Source organism: Microbacterium sp. LWO14-1.2 (assembly GCF_038397715.1).
Taxonomy (GTDB): Bacteria; Actinomycetota; Actinomycetes; order Actinomycetales; family Microbacteriaceae; genus Microbacterium.
In genome coordinates this window covers 1,785,632-1,808,252 of record NZ_CP151633.1, presented here as the reverse complement: position 1 = coordinate 1,808,252, position 22,621 = coordinate 1,785,632, and the positions used below count along the sequence as shown (strand labels likewise).

The 22,621-nt window shown below is 70.2% G+C and carries 22 protein-coding genes; 7 read left to right on the top strand and 15 right to left on the bottom strand.

Annotated features, from left to right (window positions below; translation table 11 throughout):
- Positions 1 to 67 precede the first annotated feature (67 nt).
- The gene (locus tag MRBLWO14_RS08720) at positions 68 to 829 is read right to left on the bottom strand and encodes an alpha/beta hydrolase (protein ID WP_341936062.1); all 762 of its coding nucleotides are present in this window, start codon (positions 827 to 829) and stop codon (positions 68 to 70) included.
- Between the two features lie 81 nt (positions 830 to 910).
- On the opposite strand from MRBLWO14_RS08720, the gene MRBLWO14_RS08715 reads away from it, so the two are divergent.
- On the top strand, positions 911 to 2,251 hold the full coding sequence (locus MRBLWO14_RS08715) for an MFS transporter (protein ID WP_341936061.1): 1,341 nt from the start codon (positions 911 to 913) through the stop codon (positions 2,249 to 2,251).
- A gap of 9 nt (positions 2,252 to 2,260) precedes the next feature.
- Here MRBLWO14_RS08715 and MRBLWO14_RS08710 read toward each other — a convergent pair whose 3' ends face one another.
- The 6 genes from MRBLWO14_RS08710 to MRBLWO14_RS08685 form a co-directional block, all read right to left on the bottom strand.
- Positions 2,261 to 4,909, bottom strand: coding sequence for a penicillin acylase family protein (locus MRBLWO14_RS08710; RefSeq protein ID WP_341936060.1), 2,649 nt, complete (start codon positions 4,907 to 4,909; stop codon positions 2,261 to 2,263).
- A 172-nt stretch (positions 4,910 to 5,081) separates the two neighbouring features.
- On the bottom strand, positions 5,082 to 6,917 hold the full coding sequence (locus MRBLWO14_RS08705; RefSeq protein WP_341936059.1) for a YhgE/Pip family protein: 1,836 nt from the start codon (positions 6,915 to 6,917) through the stop codon (positions 5,082 to 5,084).
- A complete protein-coding gene (locus MRBLWO14_RS08700) occupies positions 6,914 to 7,768 on the bottom strand; it encodes a hypothetical protein (RefSeq protein WP_341936058.1) in 855 nt (284 codons plus the stop codon). The genes MRBLWO14_RS08705 and MRBLWO14_RS08700 overlap by 4 nt, the downstream gene beginning before the upstream one ends.
- The gene (locus tag MRBLWO14_RS08695) at positions 7,765 to 8,388 is read right to left on the bottom strand and encodes a TetR/AcrR family transcriptional regulator (RefSeq protein WP_341936057.1); all 624 of its coding nucleotides are present in this window, start codon (positions 8,386 to 8,388) and stop codon (positions 7,765 to 7,767) included. The genes MRBLWO14_RS08700 and MRBLWO14_RS08695 overlap by 4 nt, the downstream gene beginning before the upstream one ends.
- 121 nt (positions 8,389 to 8,509) lie before the next feature.
- Complete coding sequence (argG, locus tag MRBLWO14_RS08690; RefSeq protein ID WP_341936056.1) at positions 8,510 to 9,943, bottom strand: argininosuccinate synthase; 1,434 nt, start codon at positions 9,941 to 9,943, stop codon at positions 8,510 to 8,512.
- A 68-nt stretch (positions 9,944 to 10,011) separates the two neighbouring features.
- Positions 10,012 to 10,383, bottom strand: coding sequence for a helix-turn-helix domain-containing protein (locus MRBLWO14_RS08685; protein ID WP_341936055.1), 372 nt, complete (start codon positions 10,381 to 10,383; stop codon positions 10,012 to 10,014).
- Between the two features lie 98 nt (positions 10,384 to 10,481).
- On the opposite strand from MRBLWO14_RS08685, the gene MRBLWO14_RS08680 reads away from it, so the two are divergent.
- The 4 genes from MRBLWO14_RS08680 to MRBLWO14_RS08665 all read left to right on the top strand — a co-directional run bounded on the left by MRBLWO14_RS08680 (position 10,482) and on the right by MRBLWO14_RS08665 (position 14,566).
- The gene (locus tag MRBLWO14_RS08680) at positions 10,482 to 11,852 is read left to right on the top strand and encodes an MFS transporter (RefSeq protein WP_341936054.1); all 1,371 of its coding nucleotides are present in this window, start codon (positions 10,482 to 10,484) and stop codon (positions 11,850 to 11,852) included.
- 23 nt (positions 11,853 to 11,875) lie between these two features.
- Positions 11,876 to 12,658: an NAD(P)H-dependent oxidoreductase gene (locus tag MRBLWO14_RS08675; RefSeq protein ID WP_341936053.1), complete on the top strand. Its 783-nt coding sequence runs from the start codon at positions 11,876 to 11,878 to the stop codon at positions 12,656 to 12,658.
- A 100-nt stretch (positions 12,659 to 12,758) separates the two neighbouring features.
- Positions 12,759 to 13,466, top strand: coding sequence for a hypothetical protein (locus tag MRBLWO14_RS08670; RefSeq protein WP_341936052.1), 708 nt, complete (start codon positions 12,759 to 12,761; stop codon positions 13,464 to 13,466).
- 131 nt (positions 13,467 to 13,597) lie between these two features.
- On the top strand, positions 13,598 to 14,566 hold the full coding sequence (locus MRBLWO14_RS08665; RefSeq protein ID WP_341936051.1) for an alpha/beta hydrolase: 969 nt from the start codon (positions 13,598 to 13,600) through the stop codon (positions 14,564 to 14,566).
- Positions 14,567 to 14,590: 24 nt separating this feature from the next.
- Here MRBLWO14_RS08665 and MRBLWO14_RS08660 read toward each other — a convergent pair whose 3' ends face one another.
- Positions 14,591 to 14,899, bottom strand: coding sequence for a GNAT family N-acetyltransferase (locus MRBLWO14_RS08660; RefSeq protein WP_341936050.1), 309 nt, complete (start codon positions 14,897 to 14,899; stop codon positions 14,591 to 14,593).
- A 193-nt stretch (positions 14,900 to 15,092) separates the two neighbouring features.
- A complete protein-coding gene (locus MRBLWO14_RS08655) occupies positions 15,093 to 15,374 on the bottom strand; it encodes a DUF1778 domain-containing protein (protein WP_341936049.1) in 282 nt (93 codons plus the stop codon).
- Positions 15,375 to 15,454: 80 nt separating this feature from the next.
- On the opposite strand from MRBLWO14_RS08655, the gene MRBLWO14_RS08650 reads away from it, so the two are divergent.
- Both MRBLWO14_RS08650 and MRBLWO14_RS08645 read left to right on the top strand, forming a co-directional pair.
- Positions 15,455 to 16,450 (top strand): hypothetical protein, encoded by a 996-nt coding sequence (locus MRBLWO14_RS08650; RefSeq protein WP_341936048.1) that lies wholly within the window; start codon positions 15,455 to 15,457, stop codon positions 16,448 to 16,450.
- A 214-nt stretch (positions 16,451 to 16,664) separates the two neighbouring features.
- A complete protein-coding gene (locus MRBLWO14_RS08645; RefSeq protein ID WP_341936047.1) occupies positions 16,665 to 17,321 on the top strand; it encodes a hypothetical protein in 657 nt (218 codons plus the stop codon).
- Positions 17,322 to 17,345: 24 nt separating this feature from the next.
- Here the strand turns inward: MRBLWO14_RS08645 and MRBLWO14_RS08640 are convergent, their stop codons facing one another.
- Genes MRBLWO14_RS08640 through MRBLWO14_RS08615 form a run of 6 tightly spaced genes read right to left on the bottom strand, consistent with a single transcriptional unit; the run spans position 17,346 to position 22,619 of the window.
- Positions 17,346 to 18,464, bottom strand: a complete 1,119-nt coding sequence (locus MRBLWO14_RS08640; RefSeq protein ID WP_341936046.1) for a hypothetical protein — start codon at positions 18,462 to 18,464, stop codon at positions 17,346 to 17,348.
- Complete coding sequence (locus MRBLWO14_RS08635; RefSeq protein ID WP_341936045.1) at positions 18,458 to 19,219, bottom strand: hypothetical protein; 762 nt, start codon at positions 19,217 to 19,219, stop codon at positions 18,458 to 18,460. Before MRBLWO14_RS08635 ends, MRBLWO14_RS08640 begins: the two co-directional genes overlap by 7 nt.
- Positions 19,216 to 20,280 (bottom strand): VWA domain-containing protein, encoded by a 1,065-nt coding sequence (locus MRBLWO14_RS08630; RefSeq protein WP_341936044.1) that lies wholly within the window; start codon positions 20,278 to 20,280, stop codon positions 19,216 to 19,218. The genes MRBLWO14_RS08635 and MRBLWO14_RS08630 overlap by 4 nt, the downstream gene beginning before the upstream one ends.
- Positions 20,277 to 21,263, bottom strand: a complete 987-nt coding sequence (locus MRBLWO14_RS08625; RefSeq protein WP_341936043.1) for a VWA domain-containing protein — start codon at positions 21,261 to 21,263, stop codon at positions 20,277 to 20,279. The genes MRBLWO14_RS08630 and MRBLWO14_RS08625 overlap by 4 nt, the downstream gene beginning before the upstream one ends.
- Positions 21,254 to 21,745, bottom strand: coding sequence for a hypothetical protein (locus MRBLWO14_RS08620; RefSeq protein ID WP_341936042.1), 492 nt, complete (start codon positions 21,743 to 21,745; stop codon positions 21,254 to 21,256). The genes MRBLWO14_RS08625 and MRBLWO14_RS08620 overlap by 10 nt, the downstream gene beginning before the upstream one ends.
- A complete protein-coding gene (locus MRBLWO14_RS08615) occupies positions 21,732 to 22,619 on the bottom strand; it encodes a DUF58 domain-containing protein (RefSeq protein WP_341936041.1) in 888 nt (295 codons plus the stop codon). Before MRBLWO14_RS08615 ends, MRBLWO14_RS08620 begins: the two co-directional genes overlap by 14 nt.
- Between the last annotated feature and the right edge of the window lie 2 nt (positions 22,620 to 22,621).

The following is a 22,621-nucleotide window of genomic DNA, read 5'->3' as shown; positions in this document are numbered from 1 at the left end:
TGACGAGGGCCTCGCCGATGGGCAGGGGCTGCAGAAGGTGACGAAGGGCCCGCAGACGGTGCGCACCTCAGAGGCGGTCGGCGAACCCCTGAATGAGCTCGGCCGCCGGTTCGGAGTCGCTGATGAGCGTGCCGTGCCCGTGGTCGGGGATGACCTGCAGGTCGGCGCCGGGGATCTCGTCGATGATCTCGCGGCACCAGCTCAGGGGAGCGAGCGGATCGCTCTCTCCGCGCAGGACGAGCACGGGACAGTCGATGCGGGCGAACGCCTTCTCAGGTTCATGCACGATCGTGGCCCGCATCTTCCGGAACAGGTGGGGCCCACCGCGGAGGTACTCGCGCGCACCGCGCCAGATCACGAGCGGGCGCTCTCCGATGAGGTCGGTGAGCAGATAGCGGGCCTGCGCGGCGATGTTGCGGGCAGCCTTGTTCACGGTCGGACCGGCGAGCACGACGCCCTCGACGAGGTCGGGATGCCGAGCGGCGAGCTCCGCCGCGATCTGGCTTCCCATCGAATGGCCGATCACCACGACGGGGCCCTCGCCGACATGGCGGAGGTACGCGGCGACGAGGTCGGCGTGGCGTTCCATGGTGAGCGTGCGATCGGGCTCGGGGGCCTCGCCGAACCCCGGCAGGTCGAGGGCGATGACATGCCCGCGCAGACGCTGCACCACATCGAGATAGACGCTGCGGCCCATGCCGATGCCGTGCAGCAGCAGGAAGGTCGGGCCGGCCTCGCCGAACGTCTCGGCGATCAGCGTCGCGCCGCCGTGCTCGAACTCGAGCAGCGTGACGGGCGTGCCCTTCGGTGCGAGGTAACTGGATGCCACTCGACAACGGTAATCGAGTGGTCACCGCTCGGCGAAACCGGGTGTGCAGGGCGGTGTCCGAGCGTCATGTGAGGATGGAGGGTGACTTCGCGCGACCCCGACCCCGAGACGACGACAGTGCCGGAGGCCGGACCCGCGGCGAAGCCCGACCGCTTCTTCGCGCGTCTCGCGTCGAGTCTGAGCGATCCGGTGCTGCGGGCGCTCGTCGCCGCCACGGCCGTCTCACGCATCGGTCGAGGGGTGTTCTTCGCGGTCACGGTGCTGTTCTTCACGCAGATCATCGGCCTCTCCGCAGCCCAGGCAGCGGTCGTTCTCGCGGTGTCGAGCGGCTGCGGGGTGCTCGGCTCGCTCCTCGGCGGGTGGATGGCCGATCGGTGGAGTGCGCGCCGACTCGCTTTCGTCTTCGAGGCGCTGGGCGGGCTGCTGCTCGCCGCCTACGCCTTCGCGGGCGACTTCGTGTCGGCGCTCGTGCTCGCCAGCGCGAGCGGCTTCCTCGACTCGATGGGACACTCCGCACGATCGGCGATCATCGCGCGCGGCTTCGCGCCCGAGCGCCGCGTGCATGCGAGGGCGGTGCTCCGCACGGTCACCAATCTGTCGATCGCCGCGGGATCGGGGCTCGGCGCGATCGCCCTCGCGCTCGGCACCCCCGAGGCCTATCGCATCGTCATCGCGAGCGGCGGTCTGCTCTGCGCGCTCGGATCGCTGCCGCTACTCCGGCTCACCTCGGCGGTCGATGCACCGAGCCGCACCGCGATCCACGACGTGCGCACGGAGACAGGCTCCATCGACACGGATGCCGCGGCCGCGTCGCGCCGCGACTGGAACCGCCGCTCGCCCTGGCGCGACCCGCGCTACCTGCTGCTGACCGTGCTGTCGGCCGTGTTCGGCATGCAGTTCGGCGTCGCGGAGTTCGGCATCCCGCTGTGGATCACCGGCTACACCGAGGCGCCGGAGGTCGTCGTGTCGGTGCTGCTCGTCGTCAACACCGCGCTCGTGGTGCTGTTCCAGGTGCGTGCCTCGCGCGGCACCCACGACGTGCGGGTCGCCGGCCGTGTGACGATGGTCGCCGGGTGGCTGATGGTGGCGGCCTGCCTGGTCTACGCCCTCGCCGCCGGGTTGCCCGCGTGGGTCGCGATCGTCGTGCTCGTGGTCGCGATGGTGGCGCACACGTTCGCCGAGATCCTGTCGCAGGCCGGCGCGTGGGGCCTGAGCTTCGAGCTCGCCGACCCCGTGCGAGCCGGGGCGTATCAGGGCGTGTTCGGCATGGGGTTCTCGCTCGGAGCGCTCGCCTCGCCGATCGTCGTCAACGCGACGGCCATCACGTACGGTCCGGTGGGGTGGGCGATGCTCGCCGCGATCTTCCTCGCCGCCGCGGTCGGCATCTGGGTCATCGCGCGCCGCGCCGCGGCATCCGTCTGACCGGGCCGCTCACCCCGCAGGGCTCAGGACGAGCGTGCGCTGCGCCGCAGCATCCACCGCCTCGGGCGAGAAGGCCCAGGGGCGCTGCACTCCCGCGGCCCAGTCGGCGGTCTGGTCGGTGTAGTGCTCGTCGAACGCGTGGCCCGATGCGCCCGTGAGGTGGATCCACGTCGATGCGTCGAAGTCCGAGAGGTCGACGACCATGCGCATCGACGGCACCGTCGTGGTGGCGTACGACTCGCCCAGCTGCCAGCCCGTGGCGTTCACGACCGACGCCCCGCCGCTCACGGCATAGGGGCCGCGGTTGAAGAGCGCCTCGACCGGAGCGATGCCCGACGAGCCGAGGGTGTCGCTCGTGAGCGTGATGGCGTGCAGCGTTCCCCAGTTCCAGGCCGTGACGTCGGTGCCCTGCAGGCCCGACAGCTCGGCGTAGGCCTCCTCGGCCGACAGTGCGAGCATCTCGTCCCGTCCGTCGACGTCGATCGCGGGGTTGGTCCACAGCGGGTCGTCCGGGTCGTCCAGCAGCGCGCCGACGACGGTGAAGAGCCGACCCTGACCGTCGGCGGGCAGCGGTTCGTCGCGCTCGACGAAGAGGTTCTGCACGAGGTTCGACCAGAGCACGTTCGCGTAGGCGGCGGCTGCCGAGTCCGCCTCGTTCTGCGCGTCCCAGTCGCGGAGCAGGTCGACGGCATCCTCCGTGCCCGCACCGTCCACCTCGATGTCGTCGAGCGCGCTGGCGAGGCGCTTGCCGATCCACATCTCGCTGTCCATCTGGATGTCGCGCATGTCCTGGGCGGTCAGCGGTCCGGCCGCCGCGCGGCGTTCGATGAGGTACGCGATGCGCGCGGCGCGGTAGCCGTAGTCCCAGTCGCGCGAGAGGAAGTAGCGGTAATCGTCGGCGACGATCGCGTTGTTCGCTGTCACGATGTAGCCCGAGGCGGGGTTGTACGAGACGGGGAGTTCGTCGAACGGGATGAAGCCCGTCCAGTCGTACGCGCTGTCCCACCCCGGCTGCGGCATCCATCCGTCGCCCGCGCCGCGGATCGGGAGGCGGCCGGGCGTCTGGTAGCCGATGTTCCCCTCGGTGTCGGCGTAGATCAGGTTCTGCGCCGGGACGTCGAACAGGGATGCCGCGACGCGGAAGTCGTCGAAGTCCTGCGCCGTCGACAGGGCGAAGATCGCCGTGCCGGTGGTTCCGGGGTCGAGCGCCGTCCAGCGGAGGCTCACGGCGTACTCGGCGTCTTCACCGCCCGGAGCGGATGCCGTCGCCCCGCCCGCCACGAGACCCGGCCCCGGGTCGTCGGCGAGGGAGCTGAAGTCGTCGACGAGTCCGGAGATGAGGGGGCCGTGTCCCGTCGAGCGGATGGTGAGCTCGATGTCGTCGCCGCCTGCGACGCGGATCGTCTCGGTGCGCTCCTCGAGGGGCACGAGAGCGCCGTCGCGCCAGTACTGGTCGCCCTCGATGCGTTCGACGTACAGGTCCGTGACGTCGGTCGTCAGGTTGGTGAAGCCCCAGGCCACGTGCTGGTTGTGGCCGATCACGATGCCGGGGAGTCCCGAGAACGAGAATCCGCCGACGTCGAACGGGCACTCGTCCGAGACCGACGCGCACCGCAGCTGCACCTGGTACCAGACCGAGGGCAGCGAGGCGCCGAGGTGGGGGTCGTTGGCGAGCAGCGGCATCCCGCTCTCGGTGAGGTCGCCCGACACCACCCAGGAGTTCGAGCCGATGCCCTCTCCCACGTCTCCGACGAGCAGGCTCGCCGCTTCGATGACGTCGGATGCCTCGGTCCAGTCGACCGTCGTGACGGCCTGCTGCAGCTCGGGGTCGGCGGGCGCGGTCGAGAACGCCGCGGGCTCGGCGTCGGTGTCGAGGGCGGGGACCGTGGATATCGTCGGGACGATCACGGGGTTCTCGTCGAACGGGTACGGCGGGTAGAGCTGGTCGAGCGTGGCGCCGAGCTGCGCGGCATCCTCACCGCCGTCGGCGAGCCGGGCGGTGAGCAGCGCCCGCTCGGTCTCGTCCTCGATGTTGCCCCGCAGATCCCACGCCATCGCCTTCAACCACGCGACGGAGTCGGCGGGCTCCCACGGCTCGGGGGCGTAGTCGGGGTTCTGTATGCCGAGGACGGCATACTCCAGCGACAGCTCGGACCCCGAGCGGGAGGACAGGTACGCGTTGACGCCGTCGGCGTACGACTCGTAGTAGCCGAGCGTGACGTCGTCCATCTGCGCGACCTCCTCCTCCGCGACCTTGCGCCACCCGAGGGTGCGCAGGAACGCGTCGGTGCCCGCCTGCGATTCGCCGAACATCTCGGCGACGCGGCCGGCCGTGACGTGGCGGCGGAAGTCCATCTCGAAGAAGCGGTCCTGCGCGTGCACGAAGCCCTGCGCGAAGAAGAGGTCGTGCGAGGAATCGGCCGTGATCGTCGGCACGCCGCTCGCATCGCGCTGCACCGTCACCTCGGCCTGCAGTCCATCGAGGCGCAGCTCGCCCTCGGTCTGCGGGAAGGAGCGCTGGATGGTCCAGGTCACGAAGAACGCGGCGGCCACGGCGATCACGACGATCGCCGCGACCACGAGGAACGCGATCCTGCCCAGCCGCACTCCCCACGAGCGGCGCGCAGGCTCCACGACAGCAGCCTGATCAGTTGTCATCATCGAAAACTCTCTCGGGTGGCTCGACGGGACTCAGTCCCAGAGAGTCCCAGAGCGCGTCCCATGGACGCATTCTCGAATCCTAGCCGCACTGGACGCTTTCGAATCGCCTGACTGGCAACTCCGCGGTGGTCGCGGTTGCAAGTCAAGCGATTCGAAAACGTCTCCGATGTCAGCCGATCAGGCTCGGCTGCAGGTCGCGCAGCGTCCGGCGGTGCGTCATCCTCGTCACGCCGATCGCCGCGAGAGCGAGCGCACCGACCAGCCACATGCCGAGCACCGCGAGATCCCACCCGGCGCGGGAGAGATCGCCGCCGTACATGAGCTGGCGCATCGCGTCGACGACGTACCCCAGGGGGAGAACGTGATGCAGAGCGGCGAGCGGCGCGGGCAGCGTCTGCCACGGGAAGGTGCCGCCGGCCGTCACGAGCTGCAGGACCATGAGCACGAGGCCCATGAACTGGCCGACGGATCCGAGCCACACGTTCAGCGCGAGGATGATCGCGGCGAACGTCGCCGACGCCGCCATCAGCACCCCGAGAGTGCCGATCGGGTTGTCGAACGTGAAGCCGAGGGTGATCGCGAGGATGCCCATGAGGCCGAGCATCTGCACGGCGCCCAGCATCGCCGGGGTGAGCCAGCCGGCGAGCGTCACCCGGATCGGCGAGTGCAGGGCCGTGACCGCGCGACGAGAGATCGGCTTGACGATGAGGAACAGCGCGTAGATGCCGATCCAGCCCGACAGCGCGGCGAAGAAGGGCGCGAGACCCGCGCCGTAGTCTTCGGCCGACGCGACCTTGTCGCTCGACACCTTCACGGGGTCGGCGATCGTGTCGGCCTGCTTCTCGCGAAGCTCGGGAGTGGATGCCGGGATGCGCGCGACACCGTCGGCGAGACCGTCGCGCAGCTGGGCGGCGCCGTCGGAGAGGGTGGACAGGCCGTCGCGCAATTGGACGGCGCCGTCGTTCACGGCCGCTGCCCCCGATGCGGCCGTGCTCGCGCCGCTCGCGAGCTGCGACGCGCCCGATGCCACTGCTGCGGCGCCGTCGGCGAGCTGATCGACCTTGCCGACGGCGGTCTGCACGGTGGTGTTGCCCTCCTGCAGTCGCGTCGCGAGCGGGTCGAGGGTCGCGAGGACCTGGTCGATCTCGTCCTGTGCGAGGCCCTGGTCGGCGAGCAGCGTCGCGATGTCGCTGCGCACCTGCGGCAGAGCGTTCGTGGCCTGCTGCACGACGGACCCGGCGCGGTCGGCCACATCCGCGAGCTGGCGGTTGCCGTCGCTCACCTGCTGCGCTCCGGCCGCGAGGGTGCTCGCGCCGGAGGCGAGCTGGGCGGTGCCCGACGCGAGCTGCGAGGTGCCGTCGGCGAGGGTGGCGCTGCCGGATGCCGCGGTCGTCGCCCCGTCGGCGAGCTGCGTCGCGCCGTCGACCGCCGTCACCAGGTTGTCGCGCACCTCGCTGAGGCCCGTGAGCAGACGCTCCGCGGCCTCGCTGCCCACCATCTCGGCCACGGAGCTGCGGATCTTCTCCACAGCCTGAGTGCCCATCGAGGACGCGAGGTAGTTGTTCGCGTCGTTCGTCTCGAGATCGATGCGCGCCTGGTGCGGCTCGTCTCCGGCGGCCGAGGTGAGCGCGGCTGAGAAGTCGGCGGGGATCGTGACCGTGAAATCGACGGACCCGGTGCGCAGCGCCTCGGCGGCCTCGTCCTCCGTCATCCGCTGCCAGTCGAAGGCATTGCCGTCGATGAGGTTGTCCGCGACATCCTCGCCGTAGTTGACGGTGTCGGATGCCGTCGCCGTCGCGTCGCTCGTGGGAGCCGGCGCGCCCTCGTCGTCGACCACGAGGGCCACAGGGACCTCGGGGAACTTCGCGTAGGGATCCTGGTTCGCCCAGAGGTATAGGCCGCCGTAGAGAATCGGCACGCACACGAGCGCGACGAGCGCGATGATGCCCATCTTGCTGGCGGTGAGCCGCCGCAGCTCGGCGGCGATCATGGCGGGGACCTTCATCGCGCGCCCTCCTCGTCTTCGGTCTCGGTGTCGGATGCCGTGAGCTCGGCGTCGTGCGGGTCGTGGCGCGTTTCGTCTCGGTCGGCTTCGCCGTCCTCGCTCAACGACCCGCGGGGGTCCTCGGCTTCGCCGTCCTCGCTCAACGACCCGCGGGGGTCCTCGGCTTCGCCGTCCTCGCTCACCGACCCGTCGGGTTCCTCGGCATCCGTGTCGAGCGTCAGCGGTGCGATGGGGCCGGAGGCGTTGACGGCGTCGAACTCCTGCATCCGCTCCAGGGCGACGGCCGCCGATCCGCCTACGATCACGAGCATGGCGTACCCGCGGTCGGCGAACTCCATGGCGATGCGCCACCAGCCGTCGGGGCTGCCGCCGTGGCGGTCGGGGGCCACGAGCACGATCGCCTGCGTGCCGTCGCGCAGCACCGCCAGTTCGCACAGGATGCGGACGCGCGCCGCCGGGTCGACGTTGCCGATCGGCACGGACGCGAGCTCGCCGTAGCCGAGCTGGTTCAGCCAGCGGCGGGCGTGCAGCGGCGTGGCGCCGAGTCCGGCGAACATGAGCTCTTCGCCGACGACGCCGGCGAGGGCGATGTCGGGGTGGGGGTCGCTGACGTCGGGGGCGTCGACGAGTGCGACGGTGCGGCGCAGCATCCGGTTGTCCGTCGCGCCGTCGATGGTCACGCGTCCTGTCTCGGGGCGCATGCGGCCGCTGGCGATGAGGCCGAGCACGGTGGGACGCTGCTCGGTCTCGGCGAGGGCGAACCGCACGGCGCCGGTGTGGAACTCGAGGCTGGTCGTCGGCAGCGCCTGGCCGCCGCGGCCTTTGCTGACCTGGTGCAGGGTGATCCTCATGCGTCGGCCTCCTCGGCCTCGATGATGTCGGGGTGCGTGCCGAGAAGATCGTCGGCTTCGCGCCAGGAGAGTCCCGCGATGCTCAGAAGCGCGCGCACGGCCAGGTTCGCGGCCCCGCTGCTGTTCGCATCGGTGCGTGAGACGACGGTGCGGGCGACCTCTTCGATGAGGCGTGCGAGCGTCGGGGCGGCGATGTCGGTGCGGAAGCTGCCTTCGTCCTGCCCGCGCTGCACGAGGGCGGCGACCGTGCGACGCAGCGGGGCAAGCGCCTCGGCGGTGTGCTCGACGTGGGCCTCGTCGAGGGCGAGCGCGGCGGCGAACTGCACGTGCGAGGCCTCGCTCCAGAGCCGGGCCGCGAGCCGGGCGAGGGCGAGGCGCGGGTCGCTGTCGGTCACCGACTCGGCGATCGCGTTGAAGCGCTGCGCGCCGGTCGAGATGAGCTCGCGGATCAGGGCGTCACGGTCGTCGAAGTGGCCGTAGAGGGTGCGGCGCGAGAGGCCGGCGCTGCGGGCGATGACATCGATCGACGCACGGGGGTCGTTCGCCAGGGTCGCGCGAGCGGCGTCGAGGATGCCGGCGCGGTTCTCGACCGAGTCGCGGCGCGGTGCACGGGTGGTCATGCCTCCATGATAGTTATGTTGCACACTGATGTGCAACATAACTATCAGAACTCACAGCAGACGGCTGCAGACGCAGACGAGGGGCGGATGCCGCAGCATCCGCCCCTCGTCGACCGAACCGTCAGTCGGTGCCGGAGTCGAACGCGGCACCCTCGGAGGCCGTGTCCACGGCATCCGCGAACTTCTCGTCGACGTCTTCGACCGCTCCGGTGATCTCGGCGGACTCGCCGGCGGTGACGCGTCCGACGAGCTCGCCCGTGGCGCCGCCGACGAGGCCGAGGCCCGCGTACTGCTCGAGGCGGGCGCGCGAGTCGGCGATGTCGAGGTTGCGCATCGTGAGCTGTCCGATGCGGTCCACCGGGCCGAAGGCGGCGTCGCCGACGCGCTCCATCGACAGCTTCTCGGGGCCGTACGACAGGTTCGGCGAGACGGTGTCGAGGATCGTCCAGTCGTCGCCGCGGCGCAGACGGATCGTCACCGAGCCCGAGATCGTCGATCCGACCCAGCGCTGGATCGACTCGCGCAGCATGAGCGACTGCGGCTCCAGCCACCGGCCCTCGTACATGAGGCGGCCGAGGCGGCGACCCTGCTCGTGGTAGGTGGCGAGCGTGTCCTCGTTGAGGATGCCGTTGACGAGGCGCTCGTACGCGATGAAGAGCAGCGCCATCGCGGGGGCCTCGTAGATGCCGCGCGACTTCGCCTCGATGATGCGGTTCTCGATCTGGTCGCTCATGCCGAGGCCGTGGCGTCCGCCGATCGTGTTCGCCTCCTGCACCAGGGCCACCGGGTCGGTGAACTCGATGCCGTTGATCGCGACGGGGCGACCGCCCTCGAACGTGACCGTGACGTCTTCGGCGTCGATGGCGACCGACGGGTCCCAGAACTTCACGCCCATGATCGGGTCGACGGTCTCGAGAGACACGTCGAGGTGCTCGAGGGTCTTCGCCTCGTGCGTCGCACCCCAGATGTTCGCGTCGGTCGAGTACGCCTTCTCGGCGGAGTCGCGGTAGGGGAAGTCGTGGGCGACGAGCCAGTCGCTCATCTCCTTGCGGCCGCCGAGCTCGGTGACGAAGTCGGCGTCGAGCCACGGCTTGTAGATGCGCAGGCGCGGGTTGGCGAGCAGGCCGTAGCGGTAGAACCGCTCGATGTCGTTGCCCTTGTAGGTGGAGCCGTCGCCCCAGATGTCGACGCCGTCCTCCTTCATGGCGCGCACCAGCAGCGTGCCGGTGACCGCGCGACCGAGGGGGGTGGTGTTGAAGTACGTCTTGCCGCCGGAGCGGATGTGGAACGCACCGCACGAGAGGGCGACGAAGCCCTCCTCGACCAGGGCGGTCTTGCAGTCGATCAGGCGCGAGGCCTCGGCGCCGTACTCGAGCGCACGGCCGGGGATCGACTCGATGTCGTCCTCGTCGTACTGGCCCAGGTCGCCGGTGTAGGTGTACGGCACGGCACCCTTGTCGCGCATCCAGGCGACGGCGACGGAGGTGTCGAGTCCTCCGGAGAAGGCGATGCCGACGCGCTCGCCGACGGGCAGTGACTGGAGGACCTTGGACATGCCTTCCAGTCTATCGGCGGCGTGTCGCCTGTTTTCGCGCCGCCCGTCACAGGAGCGTCCCCGTGGGGTCAGGAGGATGCCGTGGCCAGCGCGGCCCGCTGCGTCGCGGCGTACTGCCCGCCCCAGGCGGTGAGCGCGTCGACGAGGGGCATCGATCCGCGGCCGAGCTCGCTCAGCCGGTACTCGACCTTCGGCGGAACCTGCCGGTACACCTCGCGGGTGACGAGGCCGTCGTCTTCGAGCTCGCGCAGCTGGCGCGTGAGCACACGGGCGGTCGGCTCGTCGAGCAGGCGGCTCAGCTCGCCGAAGCGGAGCACCTCGTGCTCGCCGAGGAGACTGAGGATGCTGGGCTTCCACGCTCCGCCGAGCACGGCGATCGAGATCTCGGCGTCGCAGGCGTCGCCCCACTCGCGCACGATGCGTTCGGTCTTCTCCCTCATCGGTCCGCCTTCCGTCGCCGCCATGGTATCCGAAACGTCAGTATGTGACCTGGATGACCGTACTTGTCGGAATCGTACCCCTCCGCCAGACTCGGGTGGTGACCTTCCCCGTCCCCGTCGTCTCCGCTCCTGTGCGCCCTGCCCGGCACCCGTGGTTGGCCATGGTGCCGCTGCTCCTCGGCATCCTGATCGGCGCCCTCGCGATCAGCAGCGTGTCGACCGCGCTTCCCGCGATCCGCGGCGACCTGACGCTGTCCGACAGCGGTGCGCTGTGGCTGGTCGACGTCTATGCGCTCTCGCTCGCGGCGACGCTCATCCTCGCCTCGCGCATCGGCGACACCTTCGGCCGTAAGCGCATCGTGCTGCTCGGCCTCGCCGGCTTCGCGGCGCTCAACCTCGTGGGCGGGCTCGCGCAGGACGGACTGCTGCTGATCGTCGTGCGCGCGCTGCTCGGCGTCGCGGAGGCATTCGTCGTCGCGGGTGTCGTCGCGACCATCGGCGCGCATTACCAGGCGCGTCAGCGCGTGCTGGCGTACGGGCTCTGGACGGCGACCTTCGGCACCGGCAGCGCGCTCGGGCCCGTGCTCGGCGGCATCGTCACCGAGGGCCCGGGATGGCGGTGGCTGCTGCTCGGCAGCGTGCCCCTCGCCGTGGTCGCCGGCATCCTCGCGATCTGGCTGGTTCCCGATTCGCGCAGTTCCCGGCCCGCGTCGTGGGACGTGCTCAGCATCCTGTCGTCGATCGTCGCGCTCGGCGCGCTCGTGTTCGCCCTGCACGAGGCGCTCGCGGCGCCGATCGCCGCTGCCCTCGCCGCCGTCGTCGCCATCGCGACCCTCGTGTACTTCATCCGGCGCCAGCGCGCGCTCCGCGAACCGCTCATCGACATGCGGCTGTTCTCCGTCCCGGGCTTCAGTCCCGCGATCGTGCGCATCGTGGCGAGCAGCGGTGTGGCTGCGGCATCCGTGCTGCTCGTCAGCCTGCACCTGCAGGATCTGCGCGCTCATACGGCTGCCGAGGCGGGGATCGCGATCCTCCCGCAGGCGGTCGCGATCGCCGTGGGCGGTGTGGTCGCCCCGCTGTTCCTGCGGTGGCTGACCTCGCCGACGCTGACCGTGCTCGCGCTCGTCGTGCAGGGCGTCGGGCTCGCGTGGCTGGCGTTCGACCCCGATGTCGTGGCGATCCCGCTCGTGCTCGTCGGCGCCGGGTTCGGCGTCGCCGCGACCCTGGCCGCCACGACCCTGTTCGACGTGACGACCGAGGACGACGCCGGCCAGGTCGGAGCGATCCAGGAGGTGAGCTTCTCCCTCGGCGGCGGACTCGGAATCGCCGTGCTCGGCACGATCGCGACCATCGTCGGCGGCGGCGGATTCGCCGTCGCGCTCGTCGTGGCGGCCGTCGCCGTCGTGGCAGCCGCCGTGTTGCCGCTGTGGCGGGGAACAGCCGCGAGCACCGCCGCCGACGCCCACTGACACCGACCCCACGAGAGGACACCATGTCGTCGCGCCCCATCGCCCACTGGATCCACGCCCACCCGCAGCCGGACTCCTTCAACGCGCGCCTCTTCCGTGAGGGAGTCGACGCGCTCTCCCGCGACTATGACGTCGTCACCAGCGACCTGTACCGGCAGGGGTTCGACCCCGTGCTCGCGGCGCGCGACTTCGGCGACCCGCTCGGGCGGCCGGGCAACGTCGTCGACCTCATGGGCGAGGCGTTCGCCGAGGGCCGCCTGCCCGACGACGTGATCGAGGAGCAGCGCAAGCTCGGAGCGGCTGACCTCGTCGTGCTGCAGTTCCCGCTCTGGTGGTACGGGCCTCCGGCGATCCTCAAGGGGTGGTTCGACCGGGTGCTCACGAACGGTTTCGCCTACGGTCCGAACGACCCGGAGACCGGTCTGCCGCTCCGCTACGGCGACGGGCTGCTGACGGGACGGCGGGCGCTCGTGATCGTCACCGCGGGCGAGGACGACCGCTCGATCGGCAGTCGCGGCATCAGCGGCGACATCGACCAGCTGCTGTTCCCGCTCACACACGGCACGCTCTGGTACACCGGCATCGAGCCACTGGACCTGCACGTGGTGCACGACGCCGACGGACTCGAGGCGAGTGACGTCGACCGCGAGACCGCGCGGCTGCTCGCGCGTCTGGACAGCGTCGCCGACGAGGCGCCGAGCCGTCCGTTCCGACGGCTGAAGGACGGCGACTACCGGGGCACGCGGGCACTGCGCGCCGACCTCCTGCCTGGGCGCACAGACCTCGACATCCACCGCATCCGCTGAGCTCCGCGGTCGCTGTCGCCGAGATCGGGACTTACTCCCGACCACGGATCGCGCTCAACCCCCTGCACGTGCCGGTCCCCGCGGTGGGAGAGTGGTCGGCATGGGTCAAGCAGTGCTGTGGGGTGTGGTCGCGGCATCCCCGTTGTTCGTCGGCGCGGTGCTCGCGCTGCTGCGCGCGTGGCCGCCCCGGTGGCTGGGAATCGTGCTGGGCTTCGGCGCTGGGGCGCTGATGGCGTCGATCGCGTTCGAGCTCTGGGAGGAGGGGCTCGACATCGCGGGTCCCATCCCGCTGGTCATCGGCGTCGCCCTCGGAGCGCTCAGCTACTACATCGCCGATCGCATCCTCGACGCGAGGGCAGCGAAGAAGAAGGACGGAGCGGGAGGCGGGCAGCTCGCCGTGGGGGCGCTGCTCGACGGCATCCCCGAGCAGCTCGTGCTCGGCATCGGTCTGGCGTCGGGCGAACCGGTGAGCGTCGCGCTCGTTGTCGCCATCCTCGTCTCGAACCTGCCGGAGTCGATCGGCTCGGCCGCCGATCTGCTCGAGGGCGGCATGAAGCGATCGCGCGTCCTCGCTCTGTGGGGTGGTGTCGCCGTCGTCTGCGCCGCGGCCACCGTGGCAGGCTTCGCGCTGGCGAGCGTCACCGACGAGACCTTCCGCTCCGCGGCCGGGGGTTTCGCCGCGGGAGCGCTCCTGGTCATGCTCGTCGACTCGATGGTCCCCGAGGCGCAGTCGAAGGCCAAGGAATCCACCGGGCTCGCGACCGTGCTCGGCTTCGCGCTCGCCGCGGGACTCGCGCTCTCGTCCTGACCCCGCCATCCGGCGGTCCGCGCGCCCTCGATCGGCCGCACCCGGCGGGTTCCGTGGCGGAAGGGGCGGAGGGATGCTGAGCCGAAGGCCGCCACGACGCGACCATGGACACAGAGGACAAAGGAGTTCCGATGACCGACACACTCGCCCGACCGCCCTTCGACCCCGAGCTGGAGGCCGCGCTCGCGCTCGTCGCCGATCAACTGCCGCCCACGCTCACGGCGGAGATGATCCCGCTGATGCGGCAGTCCCCCGTGGGGAACGACGACGAGATCAGACAGGTGCTCGCGGAGCGCGGCTTCGTGTGGCGCGACGAGACCATCCCCGGCCACGACGGCGACGACATCGTCGTGACGGTGATCGCGAAGGACGGACGCACGGGTACGGGACCGGGCTTCTTCCACACCCACGGCGGCGGCATGATCATCGGCAACAGGTGGCTGGGCGTCGTCGGCTTCCTCGACTGGGCCGAGCGCTTCAACGGAGTGATCGTGACGGTGGAGTACCGGCTGGCACCGGAGTTCCCCGATCCGTACCCGGTCGAGGACTGCTACGCGGCGCTGCAGTGGACCGCAGAGCGCGCCGACGAGCTCGGCATCGACACGAGTCGCCTGCTCATCGGCGGCGGGAGCGCGGGAGGAGGTCTCGCCGCGGGCACGGCTCTGCTCGCCCGGGATCGGCGAGGACCGGCGCTCGTCGGCCAGCTGCTCATCTACCCGATGCTCGACGACCGCGACGAGAGCGTCTCCACCCGCCAGATCGACGGCATCGGCGTGTGGGATCGCGGGTCGAACATCACCGGATGGACGGCGCTGCTCGGAGATCGCAAGGGCACCGACGACGTGTCGATCTACGCCGCCCCCGCACGGGCCACGGATCTCTCTGGTCTGCCGCCCGCGTTCATCGACTGCGGCAGCGCAGAGGTGTTCCGCGATGAGGATGTGGCGTACGCGACGACGCTCTGGGCGTCGGGAGTGCAGGCCGAGCTGCACGTGTGGGCCGGCGGCTTCCACGGCTTCGACATGTTCGCGCCGCACTCCGCCGTCGCGCAGGCGATGCTCGCCGCCCGCGACGACTGGGTCACGCGGCTCCTCGGCTGAGGCAGCCGCGCCGATCGGTGCGGGTCAGAGGCCGCTCAGAGTCTCTCGCGCATCCTTCGTGAGCAGGTAGAGGGTGTGACTCTGACCGGGGAAACGGGTGAAGCCGAACCGCTCGTAGAACGGGACGATGTCTTCGGAGAGCGCGTGCACGAGCATCGCGCGGATGCCGATCACGTCAGCCGCCTCCAGGGCCCGGTTCGTCGCGTGCTGCAGCAGGGAGTGCCCCAGCCCCAGGCCGTGGAACTCACGATCGACGGCGAGCCGCCCCAGGAGCACGACGGGAATCGTGGCCGGCATCCCGGCCGCGAGTTCCGGCGGTCCGTCGTCGCGCACCAGGGTGCTGGAGGACAGGCATTAGTAACCGGCGACGCGCCCCTCGTGTCGGGTGAGGGAGACGAGGGTGCGCGACGCGCCCGCCTTCTCGTTGTTGCGTGCCCGACCGCGTAGCCAGCTGTCGAGCGAATCCTCGCCCGATCGGAACTCGGACAGCCTGTCTCCGACAGCGAGCGGACGAGGGCTCAGGAACTCAACCAAGGTCGGAGAACACCGGCTTGCGCGTCATCAGGTCGCGCAGGCCCTCGAGGGACCGCGAGGGCTGATCCATGACCTGCTGGAAAGCGTCGAAAGCCTCCGCATCGACCCGGAGCTGACGATCCTCCTGGATCACCTGCTCGGCGCGCGCGGCAAGGACCTCGGACGAGAACGCCGAGACCGTGCGACCCGAGAGGGCGGCGGCGCGCTCGATGGTCTCCTTCTGGGCGGAGGTCACACGGAGCTCGATGCGAGCGTCCTTCAGCGGAGCAGTCATCGAATCAGTGTACGGCAATCTGCCGTACATGACCTCGATGGCCGAGGTCCTAATCTGGAACCCCGGGCGATGGAGCCGATATGCAAGATCTGCTGGGGCGGCTGACCGCCCTCGACCCCGACGCGAGCGAGAGCCTCAAGGTCGTGGCGTACTTCGACGCGCTGGTCGCCCGGTCGGTCGGCGTCGAGAGCATGCTCCGCGGGGCGGCCGTGCTGAGCGGCGCGACGGTCGGACTGCGCGACGGTGCGCAGATCGTGCGCGTCGCCGCGGGCGGCGAGCGCATCGATCCGCGGGATCCCGACGAGTCGTGGATGCGCCGGGAGAGCGGACAGGATGCTGTCGCCTGGATCGAGCGCGACGGCGCCCCCCACACCAACGACGCGATGATCCTCGAACGGCTCGCCCTCGCGCTGGGCATCGTCCGCGCTCGCCGGTCGGTCGGCGCCGAGAGCGCCGTCGAACTCGCGATCAGCTCGTATGCGAGTGTCGATGAGAGGGCGGCCGCACTGCTGCGACTCCGGATGACGGATGCCGCGCTGCGGGTCGTGGCGTCGCCGCCCGATCCCGCGCCGCTCGCTCGGCATCCGTCGTCCGTGGTCGCGACCCGGCACGGTCTCACGCGTGCGACGCTTCTCGACGCGGCGTCGGATCCGCTGGCGGCGTGGCCGGAGGATTCCGCCCCGCGCCTCGGTGTGGGGACGGCGGTGTCGGGCGTCGATCTCCCCGAATCATGGGCGGCGGCGCTCATCGCCGTGCGGCTCTCCTCCGACGCGGAGCCCGCAGTGCACGCGGCCGACCTGGGTGCCGCGTTGATCGTCGCTCACGCCGCCGACGCGGTTGCCCTTCACCCGGATGCGGCGGCGCTGCAGGGCCTCGACGCGCGCACCCTCGAACTCCTCGACGCGCTCGCCGAGGAGCGCAGCGTCCGGGGCGCCGCCGCCCGGCTCGGGCGGCACCACTCCAGCATCCAGGAAAGACTCGCGTCGTTGATCGATGTCCTCGGATACGACCCCCGCACCCGGCGCGGCCATACGCGGTACGCGCTGGCGCGGATGCTGCACACACTCGCCGACTGACCGTCGGCGTCGCGGGGTTCGCAAGCTCGGCGCGAAGACGAAGAAACCCCGACCGTCACACTCGCGTGCGCTGCGTCGGGGGCTGTGCTCTACAGTAATCCTGCGACCCGTCGCCAGGCAAGAGAAACCAGCCATGAACCGTTTGCGCGCATCGATCCCTGCAGCGCGAATCGCTCGATACGACGCGGCATGCCAGCATTCCGATGTAGACGGCATGGAGCTCTATCGGTGGGCGAACTCGGTCGCCCTGGCAGTCTTCGACGATCTCGGCAACCTCGAGGTCGCGATGCGGTCCGCGATGGCCCGGGAGCTCGCGGTCCGCTACGGGATCGACTGGTACAAGCGCACAGACCTGCTGGACGAGGACACCCTCGAGCTCATCGCCGAAGCGTGGGCGAACGGACACCTCGCCACGCTCGACGCAGCACCCGATGTGGTGCACGGGAAACTCGTCGCCACCCTGATGTTCGGATTCTGGGTGAGGATTCTGGGCAGGGGCGGGTACCAGGGTGAAGGAAGCTCGCGCGCACGACGGATCTACGACACCCAGCTCTGGAAGCCGGCTCTGCGGAAAGCGTTCCCCGAAGTCGGCGACCTCGAGCGGGCTCGAGTCGAGACGGCGGCGCGGCACGTGAGGTTCCTTCGTAATCGCATCGCCCACCATGAGCACATCGTGTGGGGTGTGCCCGTCGTCGGCGAGCGCAACTCCGACGGTGCGCCACTGCGACTCTCGCTGAGGGAAGCGCACGGCACTGTCCTGGAGCTCGCTGGATACGTGAGCAAGGACCTTCGCGGGTGGCTGGACGAGAACAGTCGGGTGCGTTCGCTGATCGACGACTGCCCGATCTGGGAAGGACTTCTCCTGCTCTGAGGCCGACTCACCGGCGTCGCGGGGTCACTCGAAGCCGGGGTACTCCTGCAGCTTCTTCTCGAACTCGGCGCGGTCGGCGTCGCTGAGCAGCGCGCTCGCGAGCACGGTCAGCTGGAGTCCTTCGAGCGGTTCGCCGGTGCGGGCGTTCTGCGCCTCCCGCGCCGTGCGGAAGTCGCCGGTCGGGTCGTTGGAGAGGTCGTAGATGTTCGCGTAGAACCGGATCGGGTCGGGGTAGTTCTCGGCGTAGTACTCCCACGTGTGCTGTTCGCGCGGATCGTCGCTGCCGTACAGCTTCGCGATCATCGTGGGGTCGAGGCCTGACGACTCCCCGTTGAACGAGTACAGGTACGACATGCCGTGCTCGGCGATGACGTCGTCGATCGTCGACATCACATCGAGCTTGAGCGAATAGTCCTGCACGGGCTGTGTCGTCGCCCAGCTCGCCGACGTGTACTCGACGAGCATCGATTCGCCGCCGTAGCCGTTGCGCTCGGGGCGGAAGTCCTCGTCGCCGACCTGCACCCATTCGAACCCGTACTCGGCCGTGAGCCGCGAGCGGATGTCGGCGAACAGGGTCTCCGCCTCAGCCTGCACCTGTTCCAACGACTGCTGCGCCAGTACGTCCTGCGAGTCGGTGCCCTTGATGCCCGGGTAGGCCTCCTCGTGCTTCTGCTCGTCGGACTTCATGCCGTCGTAGCTGCCCGACGCCGAGGTCTGCAGCGCTCCGAGCCCGCCGACGGTGGCGACGTTGACGACGAGCGTGATCGCAAGGGCGACAGCTCCGAGCGTGCGGCCCCGGCCGGTGAACAGGGCGCCGACGATGACCGCGACGACGACGAGCTGCAGGGCGAGCATCGTGACTCCGTAGAGCACGTCCGTGCCGCCGGCCGCGAGCGTGACGAGCAGGATCACCGCGAACAGGAAGCCGGTGATCAGCGCGATCCAGCCGAGGGCGTTCGCGGGCTTCTTCGCCTCCGGCTCGGCGGTCGCCGTGGCGAAAGCACCGGGGACGGCCGGCTGCTGCACGACGGTCGACGACGAGGGACGCCGCGCGTTGCGGTAGCCGCCGGGTGGGGGCACGGGCGGCGCACCCTCGGTGCCGGCGACGTAGCGGGCGCGCTGCTTCTCGTGGTCCATCACCATGGCTTGTCCGTCCCCGAGCCGCCGCCGTCGTCGCCCTGCTGCTGATCCCGCTCCTGAGTGCCCTGTTCGAGCTTGTCCTTGAGCTCCTCGAGCTTGTCCTCGGAGGGCTGCGGCTCCTCCTCCTGCGGCTGCTCCTGCTCCTCGGGCTGCTGTTCCTGCTGCTTCTGCTTGAGCCGGTCCTCGAGGTCGTCCTTGCTCTGCTGCATGTCGCGGTTCGGGTCGGACGACTGCTGCTGCGCCTCCTCGCTGTCGCATTCGGCGGGCATCTCGGTCGTGACCGTCAGTGCCTCGGCGTACAGCTGCGCGGCGCCCGGCCCGTCGCCGTCGGCGCGGGCGGCATCGCCCATCCGCTCGATCACGATCGCGAGGTTGATGCGCACACCGCACACCTCGAGTCCGGTCGCGAGGTCGAGTGCCTCCTCGAGCTTCGCGCGCGCCTCGGGCAGCTGCTCGGCACCGGCCAGCGCCGTTCCCACGTTGAAGGGCGCCTTGTACGGCTCGAACCAGTTCAGGAACTCCTGGCCGTGAGCCGACGCCTCCGAGCCGGCGTAGTCGTCGGCCACGTACGCGCTGATCGACTGGTGCGCGAACGCGTACATGCTCAACAGCTTGCCGACGAAGAGCAGTGCCACGAGCGTCAGCGGCAGCGAGCAGATCGCGATCCACCTGCGGATGCGGCGGCGACGCCGGTTCGACGCGAGAAGAGCGGATGCCGCGTCGGCACGGACGTCGTCAGGTGCGGTCACGGCGGTCATGCGTCACCTCCGTCGGTGCGTGTCGTCTCGCTCCGCTCGCTCGACGACCCGCGGGGACTTCGCTCGCTCAACGACCCGGCGCTCGGGGCGCGGAGGTGGCGGAGGCGGGCGACGAGCATGCTGGCCCGGGCGAGCTCGACGGCGAGCAGGGCGGCGATGACGAGAGCGGCGATCCAGTACAGCTCGATCACGTTGCCGACCTCGCCCGACTCGGCGTAGTTCGTCGTGGTCGACGGCGCCTCGGGCAGGGCGATCCCGGCATCCTCCGTCCGATGCTGGTACGGGATGCCCAGCTGGCCGGCGATCGTCTGGAGGTTCTGCTCGTCGATGGTCGACAGGGCGTTCGCGCCTTCGTACTGGATGTACTCGCCGCTCGCCCCGTCGACGCCGCCGGTGGTGAGGCGCATGGGCCCGCCCTCGGCGGTGCCGTAGCCGAGCACGGCCCCGGCGTCCGTGTACTGCGCGCTGGCGTCGAAAGGCTCGGGCGTCGAGGTCGCAGTCTGCTCGCCGTCGCCGAAATAGAAGACCATGCGCGAGCGGTCGGGCTGCGATTCGGCGGCGTTCGCGAGCGTGTCGGCCAGCAGCTGGTTCGCGATGCCGATAGAGCTGCCGCGCGACTGGCTCGTCACCTCGGGGCGCAGCACGTCGAGCGACGAGATCAGCGCGGTGGTATCCGTGGTCAGCGGCAGGCGCAGGTCGGCCGAGGCGTCGAAAGTGATGAGCGCGAACCGGGCTCCGGGGTACTCGTCGACGATCGACTGCACATCGGCGCGCACCCCGTCGAGTCGGGGCTGGCCGTCGCCCCAGTCCTCGGCGACGATGCTCGCGGTCGTGTCGACGACGAGCACGATGTCGGTGTCGGTCGCGAGGGTCTGTGTCGCCCCTCCGGGGATCCCTGGGCGCAGCAGCATTGTGAAGAGGGCCACGAGCATGACGAGGCGCATGACCCACAGCCCGCGGTCGCGGCCGGGGGCCTTGACGAGGGCGAGCACCCCGATCGCCGCCACCGGAGCGAACAGCAACAGGAGGAGGAAGACGTTGAGGACGGGCTGGAGGATCACAGCTTCACCCTCCAGAGCACGACGATGAACGACAGCATCGAGACGAGCAGCACCACGATCCAGAGGTTCGGGGTGTCGGTCCAGACGACCTGAGCCTGACCCTTCAGCTCGGTTGCCTCCTGCTCCTGCACCTGCGCCACGATGTCCGACACGGTGGTGGTGTCGCGCAGGCCGTAGGCCTGTCCGCCGGTCGCCTCGGCGGCGCGGGTGAGCTCGGCGCTCACGTCGGCATCCTTCCCCTCCACCGGGTTGAGCGCGAACACCCGCACGCCCACGGACTTCGCATACGCGGACGCCTCGTCGAGAGTGACGATCGAGGCGCCGTTGATCTCGTTGTCGGTGGCGAAGATGATCGACCGGGACCGTTCGTCATCAGGGTGGTCGAAGGCCATCGCACAGGCGGCGAGGCCGTCGCCGATGAGCGAGGCGCCGTTGCCGTTGAGCGTGCCCACCCAGTGCTCCGGCACCTCGTCGAGGTAGTCGAAGCTCTCGCGGATGCTCTGCAGATGCTCGCGGATGAACGGGTAGTCGTCGGTGAGGGGGAAGATCTGCACCGGGGAGCTGTTGAAGATCGTGAGCCCGATGCGCTCGCCTTCGAAGTCCTCGAGCAGCTCCTCGAAGACGCTGAGCACCTCGACATCGACCTCGCTCATCGACCCAGACACGTCGAGGCACAGCATGATGTCGCGGCTCGTGTTCACGGGTTGGATCGTCTGGGACGACATCGGCCGCGCGGCGACGACACCCGCAGAGACGACGGCGATGACCCCCAGCAGCAGGATGCCGGAGAGCGCCAGCACGCGTCGGTTCAACGCCTGACGGAACGTCGGCAGGGCACGCAGGCGCTCGGCGCGCGCGACCCTCGCGCGCTCGTGCGCGTCGGTCTTCGCACCCGCGCGCAGACCGAGGAGAACCCCGATCAGGATCGCGACGATCGCGGCGCCCACGACGGCGAGGATCACCCACCCGTTGGCTAGTGCCATGTGCGCACCACCGTCCTGGCGGCCTCGGCACCCGCGAGCGGATCGATCGCGGGACCCTGGCGGAAGATGCTGGGGTAGTAGTGGCGGCCCATCGCGTCGATGAGGGCCGGGTGCACGCCGCGCGCCACGAGGTCGTCGAGCGCGAGCACCGGCGCCTCCAGTCCGCTGTACTCGTTCACGAAGGTGCGGACGACCCGGCTGAGCTCGAAGTTCGCGTTGCGTGCGGAGAGGGTGCGCGCCCGGTAGTCGTCCTCGATGTGCTGGATCGCGTCCAGGTACTCGACCCGCAGCTGCGACAGCACGTCGACCGTCTGCAGTGTGGCGCCCTGCCCGTCACGGACGAGCGTCAGGTCGCGCCGCGGACGCGTCAGGACGATCACCAGCCAGGCGCCGGCGATGAGCAGCAGCAGGATGCCGATCGCGAGCAGCATCCATCCCCAGCCGTACTGCGCGGGAGGGTAGAGCTCGTCAGAGCCGGGCATGCGACCTCCGATTCAGCAGCTGCAGCAGCTGCGAGACGGCGTCGTCCTGATCGGCGAGCACTCCGTGACTGATCTCCATGCGCTTGAGGATCTCGGCGAGCCGCACAGCATCCGCCTCGGTCTGCGCGGTGAGCTCGCGCACGATGTCGAGGTCGCCCTGCACGAAGTCGGGCACCTCCCACATGCTGTCGACGTCGCTGCGGACGGTTCCCGTGGTGTGGTCGAGCACCGGTTCGGCGTCGCGCAGGGTCAGCCACAGGACGTCGTGCTGCACCCGCAGCCGGCGCAGCATCCGCTCCGTCTCGGTGGTGACCGGCGCCTCGTCGGTGATGACGACGACGATCATGCGCCGCGAGATCGTGCGCGTGACGTACGACAGGAGGGCGTCGCGATCGCTGGGAGCCGTGCTGTCGTCGATCGCGCGATCGACCGTGCGCAGCGCGTGCTCGAGAGCGCCCTCGCTGCGTCCCGGCGCCCGTCGGCGCACGCCGTCGGCGTCGCCGGAGACGAGGGTGAAGTCGTCGCCGTGGCGCAGTGCGAGGATGCCGAGCACACCCGTCGCGAGGATCGCCAGGTCCTTCTTCGAGCGCTCGTCGCGGGCGAGCGCCGCCATCGACCGTCCGGTGTCGACCACGAACATCACCGTGTGCATGCGCTGCGCGCGGTGGCGCTTCACGAGCGGGGTGCCCAGCCGGGCCGTCGCGCGCCAGTCGATGTCGCGCACCTGATCGCCGTACTCGTACTTGCGCAGGTCTTCGAAGTCGAGGCTGCGCCCGTGCAGCAGCGACGCGTACGCGCCGTCGAGCGCGTGCAGCGACTTGCGCGACGAGTGGATGAAGAGCTTGCTCTTCACCTGCGTGATCAGGCTGGGCATGG